Annotated in this window: 20 protein-coding genes and 2 tRNA genes; 14 read left to right on the top strand and 8 right to left on the bottom strand. The window is 60.2% G+C overall.

Going from position 1 to position 16256, the window contains the following annotated elements; translation table 11 throughout:
- Nucleotides 1-217: 217 nt before the first annotated feature.
- Together MK_RS00935 and MK_RS00940 are read left to right on the top strand one after the other, a co-directional pair.
- A tRNA-Gln gene (locus tag MK_RS00935) sits at nucleotides 218-293 on the top strand.
- A 43-nt stretch (nucleotides 294-336) separates the two neighbouring features.
- Nucleotides 337-606: a hypothetical protein gene (locus MK_RS00940; RefSeq protein ID WP_011018549.1), complete on the top strand. Its 270-nt coding sequence runs from the start codon at nucleotides 337-339 to the stop codon at nucleotides 604-606.
- A gap of 32 nt (nucleotides 607-638) precedes the next feature.
- On the opposite strand, the gene vhuU is transcribed toward MK_RS00940, so the two are convergent.
- From vhuU to MK_RS00950, 3 genes are read right to left on the bottom strand one after another with little or no spacing between them, the layout of a single operon-like run.
- Nucleotides 639-767, bottom strand: a complete 129-nt coding sequence (vhuU, locus tag MK_RS09355; RefSeq protein ID WP_255296114.1) for a F420-non-reducing hydrogenase selenoprotein subunit VhuU — start codon at nucleotides 765-767, stop codon at nucleotides 639-641.
- Nucleotides 768-780: 13 nt separating this feature from the next.
- Nucleotides 781-2085 carry a Ni/Fe hydrogenase subunit alpha gene (locus MK_RS00945; RefSeq protein WP_011018550.1) on the bottom strand — a complete coding sequence of 435 codons (1305 nt, stop codon included), beginning with the start codon at nucleotides 2083-2085 and terminating at the stop codon, nucleotides 781-783.
- 3 nt (nucleotides 2086-2088) lie between these two features.
- A complete protein-coding gene (locus MK_RS00950) occupies nucleotides 2089-3006 on the bottom strand; it encodes a coenzyme F420-reducing hydrogenase gamma subunit (protein WP_011018551.1) in 918 nt (305 codons plus the stop codon).
- A 106-nt stretch (nucleotides 3007-3112) separates the two neighbouring features.
- On the opposite strand from MK_RS00950, the gene MK_RS00955 reads away from it, so the two are divergent.
- The 6 genes from MK_RS00955 to MK_RS00975 all read left to right on the top strand — a co-directional run bounded on the left by MK_RS00955 (nucleotide 3113) and on the right by MK_RS00975 (nucleotide 6316).
- Entirely contained in the window at nucleotides 3113-3703 is a 591-nt protein-coding gene (locus MK_RS00955; protein ID WP_264370766.1) for an energy-coupling factor ABC transporter permease, read from the top strand.
- A complete protein-coding gene (gene cbiQ, locus MK_RS00960; RefSeq protein ID WP_011018553.1) occupies nucleotides 3700-4392 on the top strand; it encodes a cobalt ECF transporter T component CbiQ in 693 nt (230 codons plus the stop codon). Before MK_RS00955 ends, cbiQ begins: the two co-directional genes overlap by 4 nt.
- Before the next feature lie 61 nt (nucleotides 4393-4453).
- Nucleotides 4454-5227, top strand: coding sequence for an energy-coupling factor ABC transporter ATP-binding protein (locus tag MK_RS00965; protein WP_335316658.1), 774 nt, complete (start codon nucleotides 4454-4456; stop codon nucleotides 5225-5227).
- Entirely contained in the window at nucleotides 5214-5888 is a 675-nt protein-coding gene (locus MK_RS00970) for a creatininase family protein (protein ID WP_011018555.1), read from the top strand. The genes MK_RS00965 and MK_RS00970 overlap by 14 nt, the downstream gene beginning before the upstream one ends.
- Nucleotides 5885-6052, top strand: coding sequence for a hypothetical protein (locus MK_RS09025; RefSeq protein WP_011018556.1), 168 nt, complete (start codon nucleotides 5885-5887; stop codon nucleotides 6050-6052). The genes MK_RS00970 and MK_RS09025 overlap by 4 nt, the downstream gene beginning before the upstream one ends.
- Before the next feature lie 39 nt (nucleotides 6053-6091).
- Entirely contained in the window at nucleotides 6092-6316 is a 225-nt protein-coding gene (locus MK_RS00975) for a hypothetical protein (RefSeq protein ID WP_011018557.1), read from the top strand.
- A gap of 60 nt (nucleotides 6317-6376) precedes the next feature.
- Here the strand turns inward: MK_RS00975 and MK_RS00980 are convergent, their stop codons facing one another.
- Nucleotides 6377-6694 carry a hypothetical protein gene (locus MK_RS00980; protein WP_148679407.1) on the bottom strand — a complete coding sequence of 106 codons (318 nt, stop codon included), beginning with the start codon at nucleotides 6692-6694 and terminating at the stop codon, nucleotides 6377-6379.
- Nucleotides 6695-6737: 43 nt separating this feature from the next.
- Between MK_RS00980 and rnhB the strand changes: the two genes are divergently transcribed.
- From rnhB to ppcA, 5 genes are read left to right on the top strand one after another with little or no spacing between them, the layout of a single operon-like run.
- The gene (gene rnhB, locus MK_RS00985) at nucleotides 6738-7370 is read left to right on the top strand and encodes a ribonuclease HII (protein ID WP_011018558.1); all 633 of its coding nucleotides are present in this window, start codon (nucleotides 6738-6740) and stop codon (nucleotides 7368-7370) included.
- Between the two features lie 45 nt (nucleotides 7371-7415).
- A complete protein-coding gene (locus tag MK_RS00990) occupies nucleotides 7416-8051 on the top strand; it encodes a radical SAM protein (protein WP_158295863.1) in 636 nt (211 codons plus the stop codon).
- A gap of 6 nt (nucleotides 8052-8057) precedes the next feature.
- The gene (gene tgtA / locus MK_RS00995) at nucleotides 8058-9437 is read left to right on the top strand and encodes a tRNA guanosine(15) transglycosylase TgtA (RefSeq protein WP_011018560.1); all 1380 of its coding nucleotides are present in this window, start codon (nucleotides 8058-8060) and stop codon (nucleotides 9435-9437) included.
- A complete protein-coding gene (locus MK_RS01000) occupies nucleotides 9397-10278 on the top strand; it encodes a N2,N2-dimethylguanosine tRNA methyltransferase (RefSeq protein ID WP_011018561.1) in 882 nt (293 codons plus the stop codon). Before tgtA ends, MK_RS01000 begins: the two co-directional genes overlap by 41 nt.
- Nucleotides 10279-10321: 43 nt before the next feature.
- Nucleotides 10322-11932: a phosphoenolpyruvate carboxylase gene (gene ppcA, locus MK_RS01005; protein ID WP_226988689.1), complete on the top strand. Its 1611-nt coding sequence runs from the start codon at nucleotides 10322-10324 to the stop codon at nucleotides 11930-11932.
- On the opposite strand, the gene MK_RS01010 is transcribed toward ppcA, so the two are convergent.
- From MK_RS01010 to nth, 4 genes are read right to left on the bottom strand one after another with little or no spacing between them, the layout of a single operon-like run.
- Entirely contained in the window at nucleotides 11921-12220 is a 300-nt protein-coding gene (locus MK_RS01010) for a hypothetical protein (RefSeq protein WP_158295865.1), read from the bottom strand. The genes ppcA and MK_RS01010 overlap by 12 nt on opposite strands.
- A complete protein-coding gene (locus MK_RS01015) occupies nucleotides 12207-12983 on the bottom strand; it encodes a hypothetical protein (RefSeq protein WP_011018563.1) in 777 nt (258 codons plus the stop codon). The genes MK_RS01010 and MK_RS01015 overlap by 14 nt, the downstream gene beginning before the upstream one ends.
- Nucleotides 12980-15436 carry an AAA family ATPase gene (locus tag MK_RS01020; RefSeq protein ID WP_011018564.1) on the bottom strand — a complete coding sequence of 819 codons (2457 nt, stop codon included), beginning with the start codon at nucleotides 15434-15436 and terminating at the stop codon, nucleotides 12980-12982. The genes MK_RS01015 and MK_RS01020 overlap by 4 nt, the downstream gene beginning before the upstream one ends.
- Entirely contained in the window at nucleotides 15433-16077 is a 645-nt protein-coding gene (gene nth / locus MK_RS01025) for an endonuclease III domain-containing protein (RefSeq protein ID WP_158295866.1), read from the bottom strand. The genes MK_RS01020 and nth overlap by 4 nt, the downstream gene beginning before the upstream one ends.
- 77 nt (nucleotides 16078-16154) lie before the next feature.
- On the opposite strand from nth, the gene MK_RS01030 reads away from it, so the two are divergent.
- Nucleotides 16155-16243, top strand: a tRNA-Sec gene (locus tag MK_RS01030).
- Nucleotides 16244-16256 lie beyond the last annotated feature (13 nt).

Raw genomic sequence — 16256 nt, forward strand, 5'->3', positions numbered from 1 at the left:
TCTCCCCTTCGTGTCTGGACTTTCTTCTTCTCACTCCGAGCAATTAAGTTCACCCCCTAACGTCTTATCCTTCGATAAACACATGTAGGCAATTCAGCGATAATTATTGATTTCGGCCCCCGAAGGATGGAGACCATTGAGCGCACATCGGGCACACTACCCGGCTTGGCGACCGTAATTGTTATATAGGATGCATAGAGGTTGGGCTGATGGGAGCAGGGCCGTGGGGTAGCGGTCTATCCTGCGGGGCTTTGGACCCCGCGACCCCGGTTCAAATCCGGGCGGCCCTACCACTCCGAATCGTTTTGAGAACCATAACAATAAGGGGACGGCTCTTTGGACGCGCTGCTGAAGATCTGCATACTGAATGCGCTGGCGGTGGTAGCTTTCGCCGTACTCGTCTGGGCGGCTTTTAGGTACGCACTTCCCTCCTGGTTCATCCTGGCGATTATCGTCCCAGGGGTTCTCGGGTCAGCGTGCGTTGACTACGTCATGATCAGCGTCGGTGTGTACGATGGCCCGTGGGAAACGGCATTCGCGAGCGTTGTGTACGCGGTGGCATGGTGGACAGGAAGACCCGGACCGTCCGGCCCGGGGTCCCGTTAGGGTTCCCCCGGGCCATCATCCGGCCGGGGCGTTCAATCCTCATCCTTCCGCTCTATCCGGAACTTCACGCGGTCCAACACGTGGGCGGCGCACGACAGTCAGATGTCGTAGCTCCTGATCACCATTTCCAGGTAGTTCAATACATCCCGCTTCTCGGCCATCGAGCGGCTCCCCCTAAGCTAGTTCCACGATTTCGTCCTCTAACTTTTTCGCGGTCTCCTTCAGGGCGAGCTCGATCGCGGGGACGTTGTGAGTGGTAGCGACTATCAGGTTGGCCTCCTTCACGCGACCCTCGTCGTCGGTCACGTAGTGGTGGATGAGCGTACCACGCGGCGCCTCGACGATGCCGACTCCTTCGCCCGCCTTGGGCTCGTAGTCCTCCTTGCACTCGTCCTCCTCGGTGATCACATCGTCCTCGAGCAGCATCTTGGCCTCCTCACACGCGGCCACGAGTTCCACGAGCCGGGCCCAGTTGATGGTGAGCGAGTAGTTCACGCACTCCCCGAACTCGTCGACGTACTCCTCGTAGAGCTCCTGGGCGCGCTCGGTCTTCATCTCCGAGCAGACGTTGAGCCGTGCACCCGGTCCTACCCTGTAGATACCGTCCGGGTACCCGACGTCCTTCAGGTACGGGTGTTTGACGTAGGAGTACTCTATGGTGCGCTCCGCGATCACGTCCTGGTATTCCTGCGGCTCGAAGCGCGTGACCTCCTCCCCGTTCGGATCCACTACCTTCACCTCGCCGTCGTAGAACTCGTGCTTGTCACCGTCTGAGACGAGACCCATGTGGTAAGTCTCGATGTTCCCTAGAGTCTCGAGCAGATCGATGTCGTGCTTCTCCCGGTACTCCTCCAGCGTCTCTTTGATCGCCTCGATGCCGACCTTGGCACCCTCGTACGCCATCTCGATCATCTCTTCGGCGCGGTTGAGCAGGTCATCGCGTGACTCCGGGTCGACCGGGGAGGAGACGCCGCCCGGGATCCCCGTCACGGGGTGTATGGCCTTACCTCCGGTAGCCTCTACGATGTCCTGACCGTAGCGACGCAGTTCGATCGCGATCTTTCCGACTTCCGGGTCGTCCTTGACTATCTTCACCACGTTACGCTGGAGCGGGTCCGCATCCGGTCCAACCACGTAGTCGGGCGCCGCCAGGAAGTAGAAGTGAAGCGCGTGGCTGTGGATCATGTTCCCGATGTGCATCAGCCACCGGATCTTGTGCCCGCCTTCGGGCGGCTCGGCGTCGAAGCACGCGTCCACGGCCTTGCAGGCCGCTAAATGGTGGGCAGTCTGGCAGATACCGCAGATCCTGGATACGATGTAGGGAACGTCCTCCGCGGGGCGGCCTTGGACGAACTTTTCGAACCCTCGGACTGCGAGGACTGCGAACTTGACGTCGGTCACCTCACCGTCCTCGACCTCGATGATGACTTCACCGTGTCCCTCTACCCTGGTCAGGGGGTGAATCTTGATCTCGGCCACCCGTTACTCCCCCTTCGAGCCGAAGATCACGTCACGATGACCCTTCAGTAGAGACGCGGCCATGGAGAACATGTAGAGCTTCCCAGGTAGGTCGACGAGTCCCTCCAGGATCTCCTCGACGTCGACGTCGGTCTCGAAGGACACCGAGGCGATCGCATCGAGGAACGCCGCACCCTGATCCAGTGCCTGCTTCGTCGGTCCGTTACACCCACGGCACGATAGTCCTCGGGACGGACAGGCCGCTCCACATCCGGCGACCGTGGCCGGTCCCATGCACGGGTAGCCCTGTTCGAGCAGGCACTTGTCCGGGTCGGGTCGGCCCTGACCGGTGCGGAACTTGATCTCCTCGATCGGGATGTCCTCCTTCTCGCGGGGACATTCCTCGCACAGGTTCGTCGTCGGGAGTTCGGGCTCCCGGTCCTCGAGGATGGCGGTGATGACCTCAGCGATGCTCTCCGGCTTGGGAGGGCAGCCCGGCAGCATGTAGTCGACGTCGATTACCTCGGGCAGCGGCCGCACGTAGCCGAAGAGCTCCGGAACGACCTCTTCCGGAGTCTCGCCTTCGTCGTCGGTGGTCGGGGTCTCCTTGAAGACCCACTCGAGGATGTCGTCCAGTTGGTACAGGTTGGCCAGCCCGTGGACTCCACCGTAGCAGGCGCATGTCCCCACGGCGACGACGATGTCGGCGGCCTCACGGAGTTCTTCCGCGACCTCGAGATCCTCCTCGTTTCGGATGCTTCCCTCGATCACCGCTACGTTCACGTGCTCTGGGATCTCCTTCTGGTCGACTAGTACGTAGCAGTACTCGATCTCGATGGCGTCCTCCAGGAGATCGAGTAACTTCTCGTGGAGATCGAGCAGTGACACGTGACACCCGACACAGGAGGACAGTTGAGCCGTCGCAATCGTCGCCTTACCCATCCCGCGCTCCCCCGGCGGTGGCCCGCGCGTGATTTAATACCGGATTGGGATTGAAGGATCGAATGCTACCCAACAGCTTCGACCGGGGGGTCCCGGAATAGCCCATATTCACCTACCTGATGGACTGATACCGTTATGGTGGTGTGCCGTATTTTACGCTATGGCGGCCATACCGGTAGGTTTAGGGGCGCTGAGAATCCGGTCCGAGGGTCGTAAAACCATTCTGGTCGGATTGTTGGCGGGTCTCTCGTTCGTGTTCATGCAGGTGCCGATAGGCCATGCTCACGTGAACTTAACGGGACCGATCGGAATTCTACTGGGGCCTTGGAGTTCCGCCGTGGCTGTTTTCATCGTCAACTTGGCGTGTGCCCTAATGGGACACGGAGGAATAACCATCGTCGGATTGAACACCCTGATCAACTGGGGAGAAGCTGCCGGCGTGTGGGCACTCTACAGGCTTCTCAGGGAGAGGCTGGATTACGGTGCAGCCGCGGGGATCGCCACGTTCTCCGTCCTAGCCACATCGTCGGTGATTCCATCGTTCGTCATGGCTTGGGTTATCAACAAACCGGTACTTCCGTTCCTTCTCACACTGACCACGGTTTGGATAGTCACGGCGATCATCGAAGCCGTAATTACGGCATCGATGGTTAAGGCTCTCGCCCAAATGAAACCGGACTGGGTGAGAGATCTGTGAGGTTCACCGAAGCACTGGAGTGGTCGCTGACGGCTGAGACCGTGCTCCACCGTATACACCCATGGTCGAAGTTAGTCGGGCTGATGACCACGATCTTCGCCTCGATGTTACTGTACGATCCCGAGAGCATCGCCATCCTGTCGATACCGTACCTAATCGGGTGCATCTTAGCCCGCGTTCCCGTCCGGATCCTAGCGCGGTTGTCGATACCGCCGATGGCGTTCTTGGGCGCGGTCCTGCTCCTGATGTTGCCCTCGGGCGTCCCGGGCCGCGAGGTGTTGCTGTACGCCGTTCGGGGCGCGACCGATCTCTTAGCCGTGCTCGTGACGACGCTGACGACGCCCTTCAACGCGCTGTGGTCGGCCCTCGTCGTGGTGTTCCCACCCACGCTGGCGGAGACCGGTCTCATCTTCCATCGCTCGGTGTACCGGGCGTTCGAAGAGTTGGAGGGAACGTTGAACGCGATCCGGATCCGGGGATGGAGGCTCAGGTCGATCAACGTTCTGGGATCCGTTATCGCGACTCTCTTGATTCGAAGCCACCGGAGCGCGGAACTCGTGCAGGTAAGCGTGGAGGTACGCGGGGCGACGGGTAGGGTGCGACCGTTGAAAAGATTCGAGTTCACGCGGATAGACTTCGGATGGTTGACCATGGTGTTTTGCTCCGTGGCGTTATCGGGGGTGGTCTGAAATCGGGTATGCCGTTAAGATCAAATGCTTGACTCACGAGTATCCCGACGGCACTTGTGCTGTGTGCGGGTTGAGTCTACGAGTGAAAGAAGGTGAGTCCGTGGTTGTACTCGGACCGAACGGTTCTGGGAAGACCACTTTACTGCACCACATTCTCGGTCTGTTGACCCCCACCAAGGGACACATCCGGGTCCTAGGTCACGACTTGCCGGACGGAGTACGGGAAGTTCGGAAGCGTATAGGCGTGGTCTTCCAGGACGTCGACGACCAGCTCATCATGCCGACCGTATTGGAGGATGTGGCCTTCGGGCTAGTAAACCGCGGCATGCCGCGAGAAGAGGCGTTCGAGCGAGCCCGTGAGATCCTGGAACGGTTAGGCATTGAAGATCTGGAGGATCGGCCGCCGCAGTTCCTCAGCGGCGGACAGAAGAGGTTGGTAGCCTTGGCGGGGGCCGTAGCTCCGGAGCCCGACCTCCTGATTCTCGACGAGCCCACCTCAGGACTCGACTTCCGCGCCACCAGACTGTTCGTGCGACTCATCAGGGAGCTCAAGGAAGAGCTGGGGTTCACGATGATACTGACGACGTTCGACGTGGACATCGCGGCGGCGTTGGCGGAGCGCGTCGTGGTGATCCGAGAGGGGAAGACCGTGGCCGAAGGGTCTCCGGAAGACATCCTCACGGACGTCGACCTGATAAGAGAATCCGGGCTGAAACCCCCGGAGCACGTGGAACTACTCCGAAGGCTAGGAATCGAGAATCCACCGCTCGACATAAGCGAGGCGGAGGAGCTTCTGGTGGCCATGCTGGGGGAGGAGAGCCGTGGAAACCCGTAAGCTACGGCACCCCGAGGTCGACCTGGAGGGTGAGGTGGTCCTGTTACCTGTCGGGAGCACCGAGCAACACGGTCTACACTTACCCTTGGGCACCGATCACCTCATCGCGGAGGCGCTCTGCCGGGAGGTGTCGAAGCGGACCGGAGCACCCTGGTACCCGGCGATACCCTACGGTGTATCGCGCCACCACATGGGGTTCCCGGGTACGGTGTCGTTGAGAACGAAGACCATGGTCGCACTGCTCACGGACGTACACAGGTCGTTCCTACATCACGGGGCCGCGGCCACCTTAGCCGTCAACGGACACGGAGGAAACGAAGCCGCGTTAGGCACCGTCGCCGAGGAGGAAGAACGGTTTCATTGGATCAGTTGGTGGAAGTTAGCCCCGATCGACGAGCTCGAGACCGACTGGGGAGGTCATGCGGACGAGCTGGAGACCTCGGTGATGCTGTACTTGCACCCGGAGCTGGTAGGAGAGGAGCGTAAAGTCGACGGGAGACCGACGAAGCCTTGGGAGTTCCCGGACTATCACGAGATCTCGGAAACCGGAACGAAGGGAGACCCACGTCCCGCCACGGCGGACAAGGGGAAGAGAATCTTCAAGACCGTCGTCGAGCGGCTGGTGGATATTGTGGAGGAACTAAGGGAAATGTACGGGTGATTTGGCCCGACCTCACGTTGGGGACTGCGCGGATCACCGGAACCACTTCAGGCACCCATAATGTCCGAGCGGTACGCGACCGTCTCTGGGCCGGCCTGATGCTGTGCACTAACCGACGTCCCGTGATCGCACTGGCTTATGTGGAGGCGCTGAAGGTGCTGTAATGAATCGAAGACGCCGAAAGATATCGCGGAGGAGTTCCGATGATTAGGAGTCTCAGGACGCTCAAGCGGGCCGTGGTCGTGAACCCGTTGAACCCGCAATCCCTACGTGTTCTGGCTGTGGAGGTCGCAAGTGACGTCGTCACTGCAATGGCGTTCTCCGTAAGGTTCTCGCTACTGTGGATTCAGTGCGCTCCTCATGGACGGGATGACGCTGTCGAAGGAGCGGCCGGTTATGGGGAGAGTCTCAAGGGCCGTTACTGGTAGCCGCCGTCCATCTCGCTCTCACGGCATCGTTATCGGGCAAATAACGTTTCCCGCGTGGCGCTAAGCGAGCCGCTGGGATACCCGCTCGTAGAGTTCTTGGACGCGTTCCTGAGCCTCCTCGTCTAGCTTCAACTCCGCGAGTTTTTTCGTCCGTTCCCACCCGGGGTACTTCGACGTGCCGAGCCTGCGAGACCTTCGGAGGGTGTACACCACGACCTCCACCGTACCGTCCTCGCCCTCCTCGGTGACGACCTCGTACCGACCTCCGGTGTGCACGATCCCTTGCATCTGCTTGATAACGGCCGCCACGTCGTCCGGTAGCTCCTCCAGTTCCTCCTTCCGGGCGTACTTAGCGAGCACGTCGAACGCTTCCTCCAACCCTCTTCCACCCCCGCTGGAGCGAAGCTTAGGGGTTCAAAAGATGAGCGGTGTAATGGGTATCGATGAAGCCGGACGTGGACCCGTGTTCGGCCCTATGGTCGTGGCCGGTGTACTGGCTCCGAAGCGGGAGCTCGGCCTAGGCGCGAGAGATTCGAAGGAACTCACACGGAGTGCGCGTCGTAGACTGATCCGCGCGTTGATGTCGGACGAGCGATTAAGGGTGGACCTGAGGATAGTGTGGCCGTGGGAGATAGACGAAGAGGGCGTGGCGAAGGCGGAGTTCGAAGCTATCAGGGAGCTAGTACGCCGTGCTATGCCCGACGAGGTAATCCTGGACAAACCGGGAAACTACTCACCCGAGCGACTGCGAAGGGAGCTCGACTTGCCCGAAGGAATCAACCTAATCGCTGAAGAGAGGGCGGACGCGAAGTACGAAGTAGTTTCAGCGGCCTCGATCGTAGCCAAGACGTACCGTGACTGGATAGTAAGGCTCCTGGAGCTGGAATACGGAGAGGTCGGGTCGGGGTACCCTTCGGACCCCCGTACCGTAGATCGCCTTCGTCGGGAACTACGTCGGGGTGGTGAGTTGCTGAAGTACTTCAGACGGTCGTGGGAGACGTACAAGCGCGTTGAGAGTGAAGTGAAGCAGCGAAAGCTCGAGGACTTCTTCTGAGCGCGCGGAGGGGGGTTAAGACTGCGAATAGCAGGCCTGAGACCCGTGAGCTGCTCCGATGGCTTACCCGGTGAAGTGTGTGCGGTCCTTTGGACTCAAGGATGTCCGCTACGATGTCCATGGTGCCACAACCCGGAGACCCGCGATCCGAACGGGGGAAAGAAGGCCGATGTCGAGACCATCTTACGGGACGTGGAGAAGTACGCCGTTTACCTGGACGCACTGATAGTGAGCGGAGGAGAACCACTCCTGCAGCCGTGCGAGGAGCTGAAAGCGCTGGCACGTGGTGCTCGGGGCTTGGGTCTCAAGGTCGTCTTGGATACCTCCGGGTTCCCCCCGGATCGCCTCGGGAAGGTCATCTCGAGCTTCGACAGGGTAGCGCTGGACCTGAAAGCGCCTCTACGCGATGACGAGTACATGGAAGCGACTGGCGGCGGCATGACGGCTTCGGACTTCCTGAAAGCGGCCCGGATAGCACGCCGGCGATGTGACCTGGAACTGCGGATCACGGTGCATCCGTGGCTTGACGACGTGCCGAGGGTCGTGGAGGCAGTCCGGAAGGCGTCCCCCGACGTGGTGGTCGTTCAGCGATACGTCGGGGACAAGGAGGTCGGGATCGACCCCGAAGAACTCGCCGAGAAGCTCCGAGAGAGTTGTGAGAATGTCGTGGTACGGGTGTGATTATGTTTGAACGTTGCATTCGAAGTTAAGGATCGGGACGTGGCGGGCAGGCTCGGGCGTCTCGAGGTCAATGGCAGGAGACTGAAGACGCCCGCCCTGTTGCCCGTGGTTAACCCCAACAAACCCACCTTGGATCCACGGGAGATCTCCAAGCTAGGTTTCGACGGGGTGATCACGAACGCCTACATTATCCGGAAGCACGAGCACCTACGCGAGCAGGCGCTCGAGGAAGGCGTCCATGGGCTCCTTGGGTTCGACGGGTTCGTGATGACGGATTCCGGCTCGTTCCAGCTGGCGGAGTACGGCGATGTCGAAGTATCCAACGAAGAGATCGTGCGGTTCCAAGCGAAGATCGGGTCAGATGTGGGCACTATCCTCGACGTGCCGACGCCACCCGACGCTCCGAGGTCCAGGGTCGAACGTGACCTCGAGACCACACTGAAAAGGGCTCGCGAAGCGGTGGAGCTCGACGAACACCCTCCGTTAGCTCTCACCGTCCAAGGGTCCACGTACGAGGACCTTCGGAGACTGTGCGCAGAGAAACTGGCGGAGCTGCCGGCGGCGGTGTATCCCGTGGGAGGCGTCGTACCGCTGCTGGAGGAGTACCGGTTCGTAGACGTGGTACGAGTGGTCCTAGCCGCGAAGTCCTCGCTGCCTCCACATCGCCCTGTACACCTCTTCGGTTGCGGGCATCCGCTGGCGATTCCACTCGCCGTCGCGATGGGGTGCGATCTGTTCGACTCCGCATCTTACGCTATCTACGCCAGATCGGACCGGTACATGTCCATCCTAGGTACTCTGAAGTTAGAGGAGCTGGAGACCTTCCCGTGTTCCTGCCCAGCGTGTACACGACACGATCCGGACGACGTCCGCGAGATGGAGCCGCGAGAACGTACCCGAGTGTTGGCTACGCATAACCTCTACGAGTTGCGCAGGGTGATAGAGACCACGAGGCAGGCTATAGTGTCGGGAGAGCTATGGGAGTTGGCCGAATCGGTATGCCGAGCACATCCGCGTGCTTGGGCAGGGATGGTGGAGTTAGCGCGACGTGGAGGAGAACTGGAACGATGGTGTCCGGCCGTAAAGCGTAGCGTGTTCGTATGCGATGAGGTCTCGAAGGGACGTCCCGAGCTACGTCTCTACCGTCGACGGCTCCGGGACAGGTTCGGCGAGCTCTCGGGGCGTAAAGTGGTGAAAGGGATAAGCAGACCCTACGCAGAGATCGTCGAGTGGTTAGAACCATGGGAGCTGGCGTTCGCCGACGAGTGGTTAGGAGTGGTACCCGGAGAACTGTCATGGTCGTACCCTTGCCACTGCCTCGTGGAGCCTAGCGGGGATGATGAGGGTGAGGACCGACGGAGGGGTGAAGAGGGTCGCAGGCGCTGAGTTCGTCCTTTATAAGGAAGGGGGATCGGAGTTTTACGTGCCGGACCCGGAACGTTACTCTCAGGATGGCCTTCCCACCCGTGATGCACCGGTAGCGTTCGCACCGAACGCCGCCGTGAACAGGTCCGTACTCGTCCTGTTCCACCGAGTACGTCCTGTGAGGAGGTTCGGAGACGTGTTCTGTGGTGTCGGCGCCAGGGCCATCCGCCTTCATATTGAAGCCGAGGTGGAGTGGTCCGTACTATCCGATGTGAACCCCATTGCGTGTCAAATCGCAATGATCAACGTCCGGAGACTCGGACTACCATCGGAGGTTAGGTGTATGGATGCCGTCGCCGCACTTTCTACCTTCGACTTCGATGCCGTCGACTTGGACGTGTTCGGGACCCCGATACCGTTCGCCCAAGCCGCGTTTCGGTGCGTACGCGACGGTTACGTGCACGTCACCGCCACAGACCTCGAATCGCTGTATACCCCGGCGGCCCGCCGCAAATATCTCCTCGAGGGACCGCTCCCTCGGCGGGACACGGATCTAGAGGTCCGGGCTGTGGTAGGAGCCTTAGCGCGCTTAGCGGCTTCAGTTGACATCGGGATCGAGCCGATGTACTGCCTCGTCGAGCCCGGGGTTAGGATTCGGGTGGGATTGGAGTGCCGTAGGGGCCGGTCCAGAGCGAACGAAACTTTGGATATGCTAGACTACGTCGACGGGGTAGGACCGGTCTGGGGAGGTGATCTTCACGACGAAGACGTCGTCGAGGAGATGTTGGAAGAGCTCGACTGTACGGGTTGGAGCGAAAAACACGCCCGGGACGTCCGGAAGTCCCTAGAGGTAACATTTTGAGTATTCGAGGCGGATAGTCGGCGGGTGTCTCGAGTTGAACGAGGTGATCAGGGAGGTGGAGAAAGTCCGAGAAGCTCGAATTGCACGGACGCTGGCCACCCAGCATCCTGACGCGACGAAGTTCGTGAGGGTGCAGGAGGAGCCTGAGGAGGCCGTGGAGTGTCTGGTCGAGCTCGGCGCGGAGGAATACATGGTGGATTTCGAGGGCAAGCTGACGCCGTACCTGCAGCCCATTCAGGTCCTCATGGAACTGTACGACGCCGGCGTTCGGGTGGGAGAGGAACGTTTCGTGATCGTCAGGGTACCTAGTGCGACGAAGGAGAACGTACTACGCCAAGTCCAGGCCCTGCTGGGTGTAATGGAAGCCAACTCGGAGTTGCTTAAGGAGGACCCAGACGCCCGCGGGATCTTCGAGGTAGTACATCCCATGACGTCCTCGCCCGAAGAGCTCGTGGAAACAGTGGACAGGATCTCATACGCGCGCAGGTTCGCGTCCCGTGAGCTAGACGTACCACTTAAGGCGGGAAACCTCCGGATCATCCCACTTATCGAGGAAGTTCCCGAACTCCTAGACATTCGCAACATTCTAACGGGCTACGTGGAAGGGATGCGTGAAATCGGGATGGACGTCAGCTACCTCAGGGTGTTCATCGGACGCTCCGACCCCGCGCTATCCTACGGGCATCTTCCGGCGGTCCTCGCCTGCAAGCTGGCCATTTTCGAAGTGTATGAGCTGTCGGACGAACTAGGTGTCCCGATGGCGCCTATCTTAGGAGGCGGGTGCCTGCCGTTCCGCGGCCATATTAGGCCGGGAATGGAAGAAGAGTTCGTAGAGGAGTACGCGGGCACCGCCACGTACACCGTACAATCCGGATTCCGGTACGATCACGACCGGGAAAAGGCCGTTGCGTCCATCCGCCGCATTAACGAGCTCGCCGCGAACGACCCACTCCAACTTTCCGGGGACGACATCGAGTACCTCGTCTTAGCCACCGCGATCTTCATGAAGCACTACCTCAGCGTGTTCTTCCGTTGCATAGGTACGCTGAACATCGTCGCCGACATGATCCCCAATACAAGGGACCGATTGGCACGTAAGGGGCCCGTAGGGTACGCGCGGGACATTCCCGAACCTGACCGTGTCGGAGCACAGTGTAAGGACCTTGGAGATGTGGGTCGTGAGTTATACCGCGAACTGCGCCGAATGAGGGTCGAGAAGCTGCCCGAGCTGCCACGCGCGATCAAATTCACGGGAGCCTGCTACACCGTCGGGATGCCACCGGAGCTCATCGGAACCGGAAGGGGACTCGCGGAGATCGAGGAGCGGCTAGGTGAAGATGCGTTGGACGCTGTGATCTCACGATTGTACCCCATGCTACGCGAGGATCTGCAGTTCGCAGTGGAGTACACCTTCCTCGAAACGGCCGGATCCGTCCTACCGTCGTCCGGAGTAGCGATGGTCAACACCGACCTGGAGTACTGCGTCGAGTACCTCGACCTGGAACCCCCATCCGACTTCGAGTACCAGAACCTGGTACACACGTTGGAACCGTACCTCAGGTACGTGGTCTCGGAGGGTGGTGTAGAGGAAGTCAACCCGTTCGTGAGGGATCTCCTCCTCGAGATGGGCCGAATGCGTGGATCACTCGGATGACGGGGACGGATTCAAGTGCACGGCCTCGAAGATTTCCTTGACTAGTTCAGGGCCCACACCGAGGGCCACGCAATGGTGGTTCCCCCGCGGCTCGAACTCCTCCTCCACTAACAATCTAGCTTGAACGCGACACTGGTCGTCGCGCCATCGGGTCTCTACAACGGAAGCTCCGACGGCGTACGGGTACCGAGCCAACACGCACTCACCGGTCGGTAGGACACCTTTCACGGCGTGTGGTGCGCCGGTTTCCATGTGATCTACTATTTCGAGTTCTCTAAGCAACTCCAACGGGCAGGCACAGTGGGCGAGACGCGTCCCGTAGCGATCCAGCTCGATCACGTTTCCGATGAAGGGACGGATACGCGCGGGCGTTAGCAGGGTCGTGACCAGGGCGGCGGGATCGCCCTCGCAACAGTAAGGCACGTCCAGCGCGGAGAAGTACAGACAGGGAACCCGCACCGAACTCCTCGTAGAGGGAGAAGCAGTCCCCCGTGATCGCGTTGGCTCCGTATTGTGAGAGCACGGCATGCAATTTACCGGCCAAGTCCAGGAAGTTACGGTTCAACTCCGACGGATCGATACCGTGGGCACGGAGCTTCTCCTCGAAGGATCCGTCCGGATCGACCGATTTCACGTCCTCGAGGTCTACCTCGACCGTCTGGAGGTACGGGAGGTCGGAGGGGTCGGGACCTCTGATCCAGCTACATTTCCCTCCAACGACCAGGATACGGGTTCCCACGAGACGCTTGAAGGCACGTATTGCCTCCTCCGCACGGCCGACGTGAAGCGTCGATACGCCGACCTCGAGTGCGGCCGCTAGGGAGTTGTAGGAGTGCCAGTGGAGGAGGAGCACCGCCGAGGACCGCTCGAGGAGCGCCTCTATCGTGTCCTCCGTACCGCCGGTGGCTACCAGCGCCACGGTAGGTGAGTCGGGGACGTCCTCGGGGTCGGTAACGATCCTGGGTTCGAGGTTGAACCTATCAGCGAGCCGTTCGGCTCGTCGCAGTACATCTCGATCGGCTAAAGGGGAGGCCAGGATCGTGAGTTTCAAGGCCCCATCCCCTTGGCCCTGCGGTACTCGTTGAGGGTCACCAGCGTGAGCTCTTCCGGGTCGGTAATGTGGTGCGAGCGGCCGCCTGAGATTCCGGCGATGTGTTCGATCAACCGAATACCTTCCTCGGGCAGTTTAATCCCGATCGTAGAGATCGTCACTCCCATTCGGCTCGCTGCGGTAGCTTCGGATAGTGCCTTCGTCTCCGGATCGGGCTCCCCTTTGGTGGGTACCCCGTCCGTCAGTAGGATCATGTGCCAATCCCGATCTGGTCTTCCACAGCGTCTGAAAAGCTCAGTGCCTACGCGGATCGCATCGCCGATGTCCGTGGCACCACCGGGCTTCAGCGACATCACCTTGGTGATGATCTCCTCCACATCCGACGTGATGTCCACAACGATCTCCGCCTTAGTGTTGAACCCTACGATACCTACTCGGTCCCCCGCCTTCACGCTGAAGTGAGCGAGAGCTATCGCGGCGCGCTTAGCAGCGTCGATGCGGTCTCCCGACATGCTACCGGAGGTGTCTATGACGTACACGATATCGAGACATACCTCCTCCTCCCTGTCGAACGAGCGCAGATCTTCGGGAAGGATCTCGCGACGTCCGCGGCGAACGGCGGTCCGGAGTGATCCACGTACGTCGAGATTCGCGTAGGGATCTCCACGACGGTACTCTCGGGAGTAGCTCCTACTCCCAGTGCCTCGCTCACTCAGACGTTTAGCCGCATGATGTCCAAACTCGGTGCCTTCGAAGGCTTCGAGCTCCTCGATCAGCGCGGAAAACGCCGCGAGTTCTCTACCTTTTAGTGTCAGGCTCACGCCTCCTTGGTAAGATGGGCGCACGAACCCTAGTTTTTGAAGGATCTCCAGTCTCCTCTGGATTTCCTCCTCTAGCTCGTCTATGAGCGAGTAATCGTGCTGCTGTGAGGCGATTTCGTCGTAGGACCACCCCGTAATTTCCTCGATGAACCTCCGACCATATTTCCCCTTGACGTATGCCGCACTGGTAACCAGGGACTCCGCCAGCTGATCGGGTCGGATGTACTCTATACCCCGGTTGAGCAGTTGGCGGAGGACGCGGGCCGCGAAGACGTACTCCGGCTCCCCTTCGACGTATTTGCGCTGGTCCTCCTTCGTGAGGGCTCGGAATCGCAACCTCCTGTGGTACTCATCATCCAGAACCTCACCATCCGCGGCTGAATCGGTGGCTGAGGTCTTTTGACTCTCACTCCTCGAAACCGTACGAGAATCCGACCGACTTCGCTTTTCGCTTCCAAGCCTCGCCCCGTCCGGATGTTCCTGAGTACGCCTCGGCCTCCACCGGCGACTTCTCCGACGTCCCTCAGGGGCGCCAGTCGACGCCCCCTCATCGGGTTTCGACTTTCCCGGGATCCCGTCCGTGTCCGGCACTTCGGTCTTCCCGTATCCCTCGAGCACCTCCTGGATGATCTCTTTGATGACGTCCTCCTCCGATTTAACGTGTTGGACCCTCGGACTCAACTTGATGCGCTTGCGGAGGACCGAAGGAGCGACCTCGATGACGTCCTGCAGCTCGACCTTCGATCTCCCTTGCAACGCCGCATGAGTTTGCGCCCGCTCGTATAAACCGATGGTGGCGCGGACGCTGGCGGGCCTCTCGATGTCGTCGTGGTCTCGAGTGGCTCGAACCAGGTCGACTATGAACTCGAGGACGTACTCCGGGACCTTCACTCCGAAGTCTTCTCCCCGTTCGACGACGATGCGTTTCTCGGTCTCCTTGGATTTGGGATACGTCATCTTCACGGTATCAAAGCGATCTAGGAGAACCTCGGAGAGTTCCTCGGTTCCCGCGTATTCGTGTGGGTTCATGGTGGCGATCATGACGAAGTTGGCGGGGTAGTCAACTTCGTAACCCGCGATCGTAGCACGCTGCTCCTCTAAGACTTGGAGCAGCGCGTTCTGGAGCTTCTCGGGACATCGGTTGATCTCGTCGAAGAACACTACGCCACGGTTGCCTCGGAGCAGCTTCCCTGGAGTGAAAGCCCGAGGGTCGGTCGGTCCGTACTCGAGGGCCGCGATGGGATCTATGTCTCCGAGCAGATCCTCCGGAGTGAGGTCAGGACTCCCCTGAATCCGTACGAACCGCTCACACCCTGGAATGGTCTCCGTCTCGAGCTCGTCCTCGTCGCGAGCTCGGCACAAGGGACATACCGGCTCCTTCGGATGACAGTGGAAGGGACACCCCTTCACAACCTCAGCGGGAGGTAGGAGGTCCGCGACGGCGCGAGCGAGGGTCGTCTTGCCGATGCCGGGCGGACCCTCGATGAGCACGTGCCGTCCGGCGATGAGCGCGGAGAGAACCTGGATCTTGACCTCTCTCTGCCCGAGAATCTGAGGGAGGGGATCCTCGCCTTTACCGAGCTTCTCCAGGACTACCTCGCGCAGTTCCTCATACACTTCCCTGACAGTCAAGCCTGTTCCCCTCCGTACGGGCAGAAACGACGGACGAAGCACAACTCGCACTGGGGTTTTCGAGGACGGCATATCTCGCGTCCGAATTGTATGAGTGCGAGGTGCGCTTTACCGCGTTCGCCCTCGGGAACCATCTCGTGTACAGCCTCCTGGACCTCGAAGTACTCCTTCGAGTCGGTCAGACCGAGCCTCCTCGAAACCCGAGCTACGTGGGTATCGACCGGACAGACGTCATGACCACCCGCGAACAGCAACACCACGTCGGCTGTCTTCGGACCGACCCCTGGCAGACGCATTAACTCCCGTCGCGCTTCTTCCGTAGGCTTCTGAACGATCTCCTCGAGATCCAATCCGTCCGCGAGAATACGTTCACAGCACTCCTTGATCATTTTGGCCTTCTGACGGTAGAGCCCGGCGTCGCGGAGCGTCTCGACGAGATCCTTCAGATTCACTTCTGCGACGTCTTTCGGAGTCTTGAATTTCCGCAGGAACCTTTCCGCCACTCTGTCCGTCACGTCGTCCCTGGTCCGTTGAGATATGATGGCTTGAATGAGGGCCCGGAAAGGATCACGCCGTACCTTCAGCTTTTTCATGATGGGGTGATCCTCGTAGTGCTTTACGATCTCCATCACGGGATTCACGCGTCTCCCCGGCCCTACTCCCGGCGAAATCCTTAAACTCGGTACCGAGGGGAACATCCTGAAGCCCGGTACCGAAAGGCCGCCGCCACCGGGGTGGTCCCCGGGCCGGACTTCAGATCCGGCGCGCCCCGAGTGGGGCGCGGGGTTCAATTCCCCGCGGCGGCCGCGGTCGTTCGTTA

This window comes from Methanopyrus kandleri AV19, assembly GCF_000007185.1.
Lineage (GTDB): Archaea > JAADCQ01 > Methanopyri > Methanopyrales > Methanopyraceae > Methanopyrus > Methanopyrus kandleri.